Origin of the sequence: Enterococcus sp. AZ015, assembly GCF_050499225.1 — a bacterium.
In the GTDB taxonomy this organism is placed as follows: domain Bacteria; phylum Bacillota; class Bacilli; order Lactobacillales; family Enterococcaceae; genus Enterococcus_D; species Enterococcus_D entomosocium.
The window spans coordinates 545290-556737 of sequence record NZ_JBMHEX010000001.1; the positions used below are offsets into that span (position 1 = coordinate 545290).

The 11448-nt window shown below is 37.2% G+C and carries 11 protein-coding genes; 7 read left to right on the forward strand and 4 right to left on the reverse strand.

The annotated features are described in order from the left end of the window. Positions 1–44 precede the first annotated feature (44 nt). Positions 45–587 carry a DUF3267 domain-containing protein gene (locus tag IGK85_RS02550; protein ID WP_005231440.1) on the forward strand — a complete coding sequence of 181 codons (543 nt, stop codon included), beginning with the start codon at positions 45–47 and terminating at the stop codon, positions 585–587. Between the two features lie 194 nt (positions 588–781). On the opposite strand, the gene IGK85_RS02555 is transcribed toward IGK85_RS02550, so the two are convergent. Together IGK85_RS02555 and IGK85_RS02560 are read right to left on the reverse strand one after the other, a co-directional pair. Next, a complete protein-coding gene (locus IGK85_RS02555) occupies positions 782–1201 on the reverse strand; it encodes a DUF2000 domain-containing protein (protein WP_005232083.1) in 420 nt (139 codons plus the stop codon). Further along, positions 1194–2027, reverse strand: coding sequence for an AraC family transcriptional regulator (locus IGK85_RS02560; RefSeq protein ID WP_008377906.1), 834 nt, complete (start codon positions 2025–2027; stop codon positions 1194–1196). Before IGK85_RS02560 ends, IGK85_RS02555 begins: the two co-directional genes overlap by 8 nt. Before the next feature lie 367 nt (positions 2028–2394). Between IGK85_RS02560 and IGK85_RS02565 the strand changes: the two genes are divergently transcribed. Further along, complete coding sequence (locus IGK85_RS02565) at positions 2395–2499, forward strand: putative holin-like toxin (protein ID WP_017144486.1); 105 nt, start codon at positions 2395–2397, stop codon at positions 2497–2499. A gap of 518 nt (positions 2500–3017) precedes the next feature. Here IGK85_RS02565 and IGK85_RS02570 read toward each other — a convergent pair. Next, positions 3018–4442: a glycoside hydrolase family 1 protein gene (locus IGK85_RS02570; RefSeq protein ID WP_429972131.1), complete on the reverse strand. Its 1425-nt coding sequence runs from the start codon at positions 4440–4442 to the stop codon at positions 3018–3020. Between the two features lie 167 nt (positions 4443–4609). On the opposite strand from IGK85_RS02570, the gene IGK85_RS02575 reads away from it, so the two are divergent. Next, positions 4610–5323, forward strand: coding sequence for a GntR family transcriptional regulator (locus IGK85_RS02575; RefSeq protein ID WP_008377910.1), 714 nt, complete (start codon positions 4610–4612; stop codon positions 5321–5323). A gap of 145 nt (positions 5324–5468) precedes the next feature. Then, positions 5469–6797, forward strand: a complete 1329-nt coding sequence (locus IGK85_RS02580) for a PTS sugar transporter subunit IIC (protein ID WP_005227522.1) — start codon at positions 5469–5471, stop codon at positions 6795–6797. Between the two features lie 205 nt (positions 6798–7002). Here IGK85_RS02580 and IGK85_RS02585 read toward each other — a convergent pair whose 3' ends face one another. Beyond that, on the reverse strand, positions 7003–7755 hold the full coding sequence (locus IGK85_RS02585) for a MurR/RpiR family transcriptional regulator (protein ID WP_005232077.1): 753 nt from the start codon (positions 7753–7755) through the stop codon (positions 7003–7005). 145 nt (positions 7756–7900) lie between these two features. On the opposite strand from IGK85_RS02585, the gene IGK85_RS02590 reads away from it, so the two are divergent. The 3 genes from IGK85_RS02590 to IGK85_RS02600 are packed head-to-tail and all read left to right on the forward strand — an operon-like array spanning position 7901 to position 11231. Next, positions 7901–9226: a 6-phospho-beta-glucosidase gene (locus IGK85_RS02590; RefSeq protein WP_008377912.1), complete on the forward strand. Its 1326-nt coding sequence runs from the start codon at positions 7901–7903 to the stop codon at positions 9224–9226. A gap of 2 nt (positions 9227–9228) precedes the next feature. Further along, entirely contained in the window at positions 9229–9954 is a 726-nt protein-coding gene (locus IGK85_RS02595) for a glucosamine-6-phosphate deaminase (RefSeq protein ID WP_008377914.1), read from the forward strand. Positions 9955–9968: 14 nt separating this feature from the next. Beyond that, positions 9969–11231, forward strand: a complete 1263-nt coding sequence (locus IGK85_RS02600; protein ID WP_008377916.1) for a PTS sugar transporter subunit IIC — start codon at positions 9969–9971, stop codon at positions 11229–11231. Positions 11232–11448 lie beyond the last annotated feature (217 nt).

The window sequence follows — 11448 nt, forward strand, 5'->3', positions numbered from 1 at the left end:
AATCACGTACTAAGAAGAATGTCGAAAAGAAAAGGAGAACAGCGATGAAATTACTCAAACAAATCAATTTAATGGATGATCAAAAAACAATAAAGAGATTGAATCTCGCGGCGATCCCTAGTTTTATTTTTTTCTATGTGTTCTTTACACTCTTTGTCTTAGGTGGTCATGGGTCAAATGCTGAAACTTCGTTTATTTTCGATCTTTTGCTCTTAATGGTTGCGTATTTTATTCTCATCATTATTCATGAATTGATCCATGGTGCCTTCTTCAAGCTTTTTGACCCTAAAGGGAAGGTAAAGTTTGGGTTCAAAAATGGGGTAGCATATGCCACGAGTCCCCATTCCTTTTATTCAAAAGGGAAATTTGCCATCATTTTATTGGCGCCATTCCTTGGCATTTCTGTGGGTCTCTTTCTATTTTATTTATTTGGCTGGTTGACGGCATCTCTTTTCACCTTGATTGCTGCCGCACATGCCGCTTCTTGTGTGGGAGACTTTTACTTTCTTTTTCTGATTGTTAAAGCACCAGCGAACAGTTGTGTAGAAGATACTGAAGTGGGGTTGAATATTTATCAAGGAGAGTAGTTTATTTTTTCAATTGATCTTGGCAAAATCAAAGAGCAAGAAAATGTATGCTAGAAAATCTCTTACAAAAAAACAAACACCTCAAAAGTGTTTGTTTTTTTGTAGGACTGTTTATAAATAACGTATATAGCAAGAAGACTGTTCGGCCGACAAAAAGAAAATTTGTTTTAAACGACCGTTTTCTTACTAGCGCTTTACCGATACAACGGCAAACTACCAGCGACTTTATTGATACTCTTTTTCTTGCCTTTTAAACAAAGACCAAAATAAGCCAGTGTTTCTGTGGGAATCGTCTCAAGCGTCTGACGGTATTGCTCGTAAGAATTGGTGGTCTGAGCAACGTCGGAAAAATCAATGATGGTTACTTCTGGATCTGCTTGCTGACTGATCGATTCACGAATGGTCTGCAACTGTTCCTTGTTCGTTTTTAAGATAGGAATGGGAAAGTTGACAATGCCAAGGTGTTTTCTGCCCGTCGAATCGTAAATATCTTCTCCGATTCCTTCGGGAAACAATTTGCCTAAGGTTGCGCCTAAAATTGCTGCAGTATTTGCAACTAAGCCAATCGGTAATTGTTCATCGATAATCATGACACATTTTTCTTGGTTATTCATACGTTCTCACTCCATCTTCTTGGTAAATTGTTTGGTAAGCTTTGGGGGTGACCCCAATCAAGCTTTTAAAGATACGGGTAAAATGACTTTGGTCACTAAAACCTGTCAGAAAAGCGACTTCTGCAATTGCTTCTTGTGCTTCCAGTCTTTTCTTGGCAGCACTGATGCGCACCGTACTTAAATATTGAAACGGCGACAGCCCATACGCTTTGGTAAATTGCCGAATCAAGACGTACTGATTCATTCCAAGAACGTCACTTAATTCACTCAAGGACAATTTTTCGGCATAATGTTGATCGATATAGGCTTTTGCCGCTGCGGCTTTATTTGAAACCGGATCTGTTTGTTCGTGGGTGAAATCCGCATACTGAACAAGCAGGTCGTGAAGGAGACAAGTAAAGCGTTCTTGCTTTTCAAACTCATCGCCGCGATCCGACAGCAACAGCTGGTGCACTGCATGAAATTCCTCTTTTTCTTTCACTTGGCGAATGACCGGTTCAGGAAAGTGGGGCGTCAATTGAGTGTTAAAAATTTTTTGTACTTGTACCGCCATGTTCTCCGGGGTTAAGTGGATATTGCGGTAAACCAGCTTTTCCTCCGTGAGTTGCTGGCAGCGGTGGGCAGCCTTTGGCGGAATCAAAATCAAGTCGCCTGCTTCAACGATATAGCAGGTATTTTGACAGGTGAATTGACGCGTCCCAGCTTCCATCAAGCCAATCACATAATATTCGTGCCAATGGTTAGGAAACTCCTGCTGGATGCCGTTAAATAATAAAGCCTCTACACCAAGGGTGCTATCTTGAATGATTTTTCGTTCATTTCTCATCTGCATTCTCCTTTTTGTTACTATAACAAAAGTGGTTTTTGGTGAATAGAATGATATTGACTTTTGACTATTTTTCTTGATGGAGGCCCTTGATTGGGACTGAGAAAAGGGACTGGAGAATGTCGGGAAAGAGCGGATCAGCCTTGAAGAAAGAACAGCAGGTTATTTTGACGATTCTATGGAATGAATCAAAGCAAATAGACCATGCACCGTGAAAAAAATAACGATAAATCCTTGGCATTTGAAAGTTTTATTGATGGAAGTATGGTACCATTTGACTGCAGTAAAGTTTGTGACGGTGGCTATCTTTGAAAGGTGGTGGTGCTTATGAATGTAAGTACTAACTCTTCAGAAAGGAGAAGCCTTTTTGTCCACAGCGGAAGCAATCGGGCTAATGATCAGTTTTGGTACATTTACCGCCATGCTGATCTTTGGTATCCTAGCCGCAGTGAAAAATGACAAAAAAAAATAACCGTCGACTTTAACAGGGAAACGGTTATCTTTTAAGTTAAAAAACCTGTCGCCGTCTTAAATGGCGCTGCAGAGGGGTTGTGGCAACAACTCCTCTTTACATAGTTAGTATAGCAAGAAGAGAGTGATTTTTCAACTTTAACAAGGATATTTTCAAACAAAATCGATAAGCGACATAGGCAAAACCTTATTCTCAATTGGAATAAGGTGTTCGATGTAGTCATTTTTGAAAAGTGTTCGAACATCTAAAAACGAATGCAATGTTTAAAGAAAAGGGAAGCATTATTATCGAAACTAGCGGCTAATAAGTTCCAGATAAATTCTGGTACATTTATTGCCGTGCTGCTCTTTCGTATCCTAGCCACAGTGAAAAATAACAAAAAAATAACCGTCGACTTTAGCAAGGAAACGGTTATTTTTTTATTAATAAAACCCTGTCGCCTTCTTAAAAGGTGCTAGAGAGGAGTTGTGGCAACAGGTTTCTTCTATACAGATCACTATCGATCATATTCGTGAATGCTAATCTACCAATCGCTCGAGATCGTAGGAAAAACCGTTTTGCTTACTTAGTTCCTTGTAAAACAAGCCACTTTTCTTTATTGTACGTTTCTGTGTGGCTAAATCTAAAGAAACTAAGCCGTAGCGGTTTTTATATGCATTGATCCATGACCAACAATCAATGAATGTCCATAGATGATACCCTTTTATATTACAGCCATCTTGAATTGCTTTCCATAAATAGGCGAGATGATCTTGGATAAATTCAATGCGATAGTCATCAATCACCTGACCATTTTCATCCATGAACCGTTCTTCATTAGCAACACCCATACCGTTTTCTGAGATAAAGGATTCAATATTTCCATAGTTATTTTTGATGTCCTTACATAAATCATAAATTCCTTTTTCATAGATTTCCCATCCACGATATTCATTCATTCGACGACCAGGCATAATATGCGTTTCAAAGAACCATTCTGGTAAGAATGGACTTTCTAAATTAACGGCAGAAGTTCTTGCTTTGACACGGCGTGGTTCATAGTAGTTTAGACCAAGTATCTGCGCGGTATTCTCTTCAATAATTTTTAGGTCTGTGTCATTGAAATCAACGGGTAATTGGTCATATTCCTCCAGCAAAGAGACTAGTTTTTCTGGAAATACTCCTTTGACCATGGGATCTAAGAAACTACGAGTATAAAAAAGATCCGCAATTTCTGCTGCTTTTTTATCTGCTGAATTTTGGCTTCTTGGGAAAGTCGGACTCAAATTGAGAATTACTCCGATTTTGCTAGATAGCTGGTATTTTTTAAAAGTTTGAATGGCTTTTGCATGGGCTAATATGGTAAAGAACGCTGCTTGAGCACCACGTTTAAAATCAATGAGATTTGGATAGTGAAAATCTTCTAAATAAGAGCCCAAGATTGGCCCCAAAGGTTCGTTAAAGGTGAACCAATGATAAACTAAGTCGCCAAACGCTAGAAAACAGGTATCAGCAAAATTTACATAAGCTTCAACAACTTCACGTGATTCCCATCCCCCTTTATCTTGTAATTTTGCTGGCATGTCAAAATGATAGAGATTCGCAAAAACTTTGATATTATTATTTTTCATTTCGGTAAAAAGATCTCGATAATAGGCTATCGCTTTCTCGTTCGCTTTACCAACCCCATCATTTGGAAACATTCGTGCCCATGAGATAGACACCCGAAATGAATTGTGCCCGGTTTGTTTCATCAATTGAATATCTTCGTGGTAACGATGGATATGGTCTGTCGTAATACTAGGTCCAATTCGTTTATAAAAACGATGAGGTTCTTCGTGAAACCACCGATCCCATACGGTCTCTGCTTTTCCTGTTTCTCCACGCCCTTCAGATTGTTCTGCTGACCAAGCGGATCCCCACCAAAAGTCAGCTGGAAATGTTAACTGAGTATGTATTGACATTATCGTTTCCTCCTGTTCGTTTTTAACAGTGTAACATTGCTTTTGATATAAATAAATACTTTTTGTTAAAAATATATATCTTTTTATGATGGGTATGGTTTTAGCTGTAAAAAGACAATTTTTATGTTAAAGTATAAGTAATAGAGATGAGTATGAGGGAGTAAGTTATGAAGAAACAGCCAAAATATATGGAGGTTTATACGGAGGTAAAGAAAAAAATTGCCAATGGAACCTATCAAATCGGTGAAAAATTACCTACGGGCGATGAACTTGCGCATGAGTATCAAACAAGTAAGCTCACTGTGAAGAAAGGTATTGATATGCTAGTATCAGAGGGAGTTTTACGAACACGTAGTGGATTTGGAACGGAAGTTCTACGCAGACCAATTGATAATTCGAAAGTGTTTGGACCAAATGAAGGTCTTTTTGATTTAGTAGGGGAAGAACATGTGACTTCTGAAATCCATACGTTCTCAATTGAGTTGCCATCGAATGAAGTTGCAGAAATTTTAGAAATAAATCAAAAAGAGTATGTCTATAATATTATTAGAAGTCGTTTTATTGATGAACAGCCTTATTCTATTGAGCAAACGTTTATGCCACTTTCTGTTATACCGGGGTTAGAACCAAAGCATTTGAAACGTTCTGTATATGGCTACATTACAAATGAGCTTAGTCTAGAGATTAAATCTTCCCATATTTGGATCAAAGGGGATGTGGCAAATGATTTCGATGCGGAAATTCTTTCTGTAAAACCAGGCGAGTTTATGATAGAGGTAGACAAAGTGGTGTCATTGTCTTCTGGTATACCGTTTGAATATTCTCTTTCGAGACATTTATACAAAGATTTTATTTTTGAAGCAGTTTTTGTTGAGAAGTGAAGACTAACGAATTTCGTTGGTCTTTTTTTGACTTTCAAAAAAAGATATATAATTTTAAATAAAGATATTTACTTTTTGGAAGAGCTGGTGTATGATCATCCCATAAGCAATCGCTTACAACTAAAAAAGGAGACTGATTGGAATTATGAGTAAAAAAGATGCTATTTTTGAAAAGTTCGGAATAATAGCCACAAGGTTAGGGAACCAGATTCATCTTCGAACACTAAGGGATGCTTTCGCCACTTTTATGCCTTTTATGATGTTGGCGGGATTTGTTACATTGATCAACTATGTTATTTTAGAGCCAACAGGATTTATGGGAAATATTATTGATCCAGCAACATTAACGACGATTCAAGAGATCGGGACTTCCATCAGTAATGGAACGCTAAGTATAACGACACTATTAGTTGTTGCGGCAGTTTCTTATCATATGTGTGTTAGCAGAAATTATACAAATCATATTGCTGCTGTTCTAGTCGCTATTTCAACGTTTATTGTTCTCACCCCTATGATGACGATGTTTACACCAGAAGGAAGTCAAGAAGCGCTGGAAGTAGGTGGGGTTATTCCTGTCACTCATACTGGTGCGTCAGGAATGTTCGTTGGAATTTTTGTGGGCTTAGCTGCTACGGAACTCTTTATTAAGTTATCTAATAATAAAAAGTTACAAATTCAATTGTCAGGAAATATCCCTCCAGCTGTGTTGAAGTCTTTTAACGTCCTTATTCCAATCATGATTACCGTGACTACCTTCGCAATTGGTTCATTTGCTGTCAATCAATTATTCAATATGGATGTTAATTCGTTGATTACTACTCTAATCACTGGGCCTTTAAGTAGGGTAACGACAGGTTTACCAGGGTTCCTCTTAATTACCTCAATTGCAAATCTCTTTTTTGGGTTTGGAATTCATCAAGCAGTGATATCAGGTTCACTTCTCGATCCGTTCTTGATTCAAAATATGCAAGAGAATATGGCTGCTTATGCGAATAGGGAAGATATTCCACATATCATAAACATGGCATTTAAAGATACGTTTGCTGTTATGGGAGGGTCAGGAAATACTATTGCTTTGCTAATTGCTATTTTTATCTTTAGTCGTCGTAAAGATTACAAAGACTTTGCAAAATTATCCGTAACTCCAGCACTTTTTAATATCAGTGAACCAATCATTTTTGGTTTACCAATTGTTTTCAATATTAGTTTGATTATTCCATTTGTATTGGCGCCGATTTTTTCCCTAACAGTTGCATATTTTGCGACAGCTGTTGGTTTGATCAATCATGTAGTCGTGCAGATACCTTGGACCACTCCTCCCGTCATATCTGGATTTTTAGCAACTGGTGGCGATTGGCGAGCATCAGTCTTACAAATTGCGATCATTGCTGTGAGTGTTTTTATCTACTTACCATTTTTACGTATCGATGAAAAAGTTACCTCAACAATAGGAAATGAAGAGGCAAATGATTGAGAAGAGGAAACTTCACAAGATTTTTTGAAGTCGTTTCAAACCAAAGGTAAGTGAAACAAATAAACTGAACAAATCTATATAACAAAAAGAGACCACATAGATGTATGTGAGTCTCTTTTTTTGTGGAAATATCGGTCGGTGAACTTGTGTTTAGACGGAAAGAATTACCTGAAGAATTTATTAGCAAGAATTTTTTTATACAAATCTATTGAGTTTCCATTCTATTTCTCACGGTTTTGGCTAACTTTTCAATAATATACATTGCCGGTATCTGGGTTGTAATATCAGCTTCATTAATTTTTTCTAGCGAAATATTATAGGTTATTGAAATATCAGCTAATTTAGAAAGTGTTGAATTAGAGCTACTGGTAATTCCTATTACTGAGCTTTCTGATAGATTCAAATGATTTAAATATTGAATGATTTCTGTGGTCTCGCCGGAAACGGATAAAGCGACGATACACATTTTTTTTGCTAACTCAGTGGATAGGTAATTAATAGGATAATTACTAGGATCTTCAATGCGAATCGCCATGTTAAATAGTGACGAGAAATAAAGAGAACCATATTCAGCAACAACATTTGAGGAGCCTACGCCAATAAAAATAATCAGCTCTTTTTCCATCAATAAGTGAACTGCCTCATCAAATTTATCTTCAAAGAATTTGTCTTGTGTTCGTGCTAAAAAATTCAAGAGTTCACTCTCAAAATCAAGTGTTTTTACCTCTTTTTCTTCTTTAAGAGATTCGAGATACGCACTAAGGTAAATTTTAAATTCAGAAAAACCGGTACAGCGAAATTTTTTACAAAAGCGTAATACGCTGGCAGTACTCGTATGACTTTTCTCAGCTAATTCTCGAATACTCATGGAAGCAACTGCATTTACCTCTGAAATAATTGCTTTATATACCTCAATATCCGTTTCATTTAAGTCTGGTTGATAGTCAAGAAACAACATAGTAATCCCCTCCTGTTACAAATTGTAACAGGATTGTAACCGGTGTCAATCGTCTGTTTTTGTAACCGTTTACTTAAAAGCGGTATTTAAGGGGATAAAAATAATCTATACTGACCATGTAGTTAAGTTAAAGGAGTGTTTCAGGATGGATAAAGGAATAAAAATTGCAACAATTGGCGGTGGATCAAGTTATACACCAGAATTGATAGAAGGATTTATTAAACGATATGCTGAATTACCGATTTCAGAATTATGGCTTGTGGATATTGAACAAGGAAGAGAGAAATTAGAAATAGTTGGGGAACTTGCTAAACGTATGGTAAAAAAAGCGAACCTTCCAATGAAAATTTATATGACTCTTGATCGTGAAGCGGCATTAAAGGATGCGGACTTCGTTACGACGCAATTTCGTGTAGGTCTTTTGGAAGCGCGAGCGAAAGACGAGAGAATTCCTTTAACATATGACACGATTGGACAAGAAACGAATGGTCCAGGAGGGCTTTTTAAAGGATTACGCACGATTCCTGTTATCTTAGAAATAGTGAAAGATATGGAGCGCCTTTGCCCAGAAGCATGGCTGATCAACTTCACTAATCCAGCTGGCATGGTGACAGAAGCTGTCTTACGCCATAGCAATATGCGTAGAGTAGTAGGTTTGTGTAATGGACCAATTGGAATAGAACGTGGCATTGCAGAAACATTAAAAGTACCCAAAGAAGAATTATATGTTGAATTTACTGGGCTAAATCATATGGTTTTTGCGAAAAAGATTTATCATAAAGGGATTGATGTGACCCAAAAAGTACTTACATTGATGACGCAAGATACTGGCGATGCAGTTGGTCTGAAAAACATTGCTGATTTAGAATGGGAACCAAATTTTTTCCGAACACTTGGCATGATTCCCATCGGCTATTTAAGGTATTACTATCAAACAGCTACTATGTTGTCTGAGCAAAAACGATCAGCAAAGAAAGAAGGAACTCGTGCAGAAGTTGTGCAGAAAATCGAGCATGAGTTGTTTGAACTTTATAAAGATGAACATCTAGCAATCAAACCACCTCAATTGTCAGAACGTGGGGGCGCTTATTATAGTGAAGCAGCATGTAATTTAATTAATTCCATCTATAATGACAAACGTGATATTCAAACGGTCAATACAAGAAATAATGGTGCCATCAGTGATATCGATTGTGATTCAGCGGTTGAAGTAAATTGTTTGATTACAAAACAAGGACCGATCCCTTTGACTACAGGTGAATTACCTATTCCTATCAAAGGACTAGTTCAACAAATTAAGTCTTTTGAACGTATAGCGGCCCAAGCAGCTGTTACGGGAGACTATAACACTGCTTTATTAGCGATGACGATCAATCCCTTAGTTCCAAGTGATAGGACAGCAAAGCAACTACTTGATGAAATGCTTTTAGCACACAAAGAATATCTGCCGAATTTTTTTAAAGGAGAATGACAATGAAAGTAAAATACTATGTTGAGGCAAATTACCAGGAAGTCAGTAAGATCTGTGCAAAACTCATTTTAGATGTCTTGAAAGAAAAGCCAAATGGATTATATTGCTTTGCAGGTGGTGATACACCCGTAGGAACGCTTAACATCATTGCAGAAGCAGCAATCAATAAAGAAATAGATTTATCCCAGGCAAAGTTTATTGAACTAGATGAATGGGTTGGAATCGATCCGAAAAATGAAGGCAGTTGTATATCTTATTTGAAAAGAAACTTATTCAATCGGGTTCCTATTGACCTAAAGCAACTTCACACATTTGATCCTTTAGCCGATGATTTAAATGAGGAATGCAAAAAAGCTGATAAATTTATCGAGGAGAATGGAGGATTAACACTGAGTTTGCTTGGGGTTGGAGTAAATGGGCACTTAGGTTTTAATGAGCCTGGTTCGTCCTTCGAAGATAAAGCTCATATAGTGAACTTAGACGAATCAACCCAAAGTGTTGGGAAAAAATATTTTTCAGATGAGAAAGTTGATCGTACGAAAGGAATTACGTTAGGGATAGGACAATTATTACAATCTGGAACAATGATCGTACAAGCTAGTGGGGCAAAAAAGAAATCTGCGATACAACAATTTCTATGCGGTACGATTACAAAAGAGTGTCCAGTTACTTCTCTATGGTTGCACAAAGATCCTGTATTGGTGGTTGATAAGGAAGTCGTGAACTAAAAGGAGGAAAAAAGATGCAGGTCATTGAGAACAAGGTATTGCCTATATTGCTGAAAATAGGCAATAGTAAACACTTAGTTGCTATAAGAAATGGGATTTCCATGACGATTCCTTTTACTATTGTTGGAAGTATCTTCCTAATCATTGGTAACTTTCCAATACAGTCATGGATGGATTTTGTGTCAAATTGGGGGCCGCAGTTGAATGCACCAGTCAATGTTACGTTCGGAATCCTTGGACTGATATCTGCCATTGGCATAGGCTATCATTTAGGAAAAGAGTTTGGTGTTGATGCTATTTCTAATTCGATGCTCACAACTATCGGCTTTCTTCTAGCAACATTAAACGATGACTGGACGATAAATTTGGCTAATTTTGGTGCTAGTGGTATGTTTACCGCGATCATTGTTGGGGTATTTGTCACTCATGCTTTTAAATGGTTTGTCACTCATAATATTGTAATAAAAATGCCAGAAGGTGTGCCGCCCACTGTAGCAACCTCTTTTGCAACGTTAATCCCAGGGGCATTTATTCTGACCGTTATATGGATCGTCAGAACTTTATTAGGGGTTGATATCAATGAAATCATTACTATTGTTTTCCAACCTTTAATGCAAGGGATGGGAACACTCCCAGGCATGCTGTTATACACACTTCTCGTTTGTTTGCTATGGATATGTGGAATCCACGGAGACAATGTTTTGTCTGGAATTGCGACCCCTGTTTTCCTAAGTTATCTTGCTGATAATACGGCAGCTTTTCAAAGTGGTGCAGAAGTACCTCATGTTTTTGCCGATGGATTTTGGATTGTCTTTATGTGTTTAGGCGGAACTGGATCAACACTCGGTCTAGTGTTAAATATGCTCCATTCCAGAAGTAAGATGTATAAGTCGATTGGACGATTATCTTTGCCGTCAGCTATTTTTTGTATCAATGAACCGGTTATTTTTGGTTTGCCTATTGTGATGAATCCTGTAATGCTTATTCCGTTTATAGCAACGCCTATGGTCCTATGTATCGGTACGTATATCTTAATGAATATTGGTATAGTGGGACCGATTGTTATTCAAGTTCCATGGACTATTCCTCCTATTATTGGTCCTTATTTAGCTACTAATGGTAGTATTGGAGCAGCCGTTTGGTCTTTTGTATCGATTTTCATTTCATATTTTATTTATATGCCATTTTTCAAAATATTGGAAAAGCAGCAAGTGAAAAATGAAACCGCAGAGGCGCAAGAAACGGGAACAACGATTCCTGTGAGTATAAGTGAGTAGATAGAAGAAGCCTATTTTCCATCATTCATTAAGATAAGTATTTTTAGGTATTAGAAAATAACTTTAAAAAAGTATATTGGAAAAAAGACGATTGTCCTTCATGATTCTGATAGTTTCAATAATAAAACAACAAATAGCATCATTATCTAAGCGAATCAATAAATGATTCGCTTTTTTTAATGTTGTATTTTTTATCATTTGCTTCTATCAATAAAAC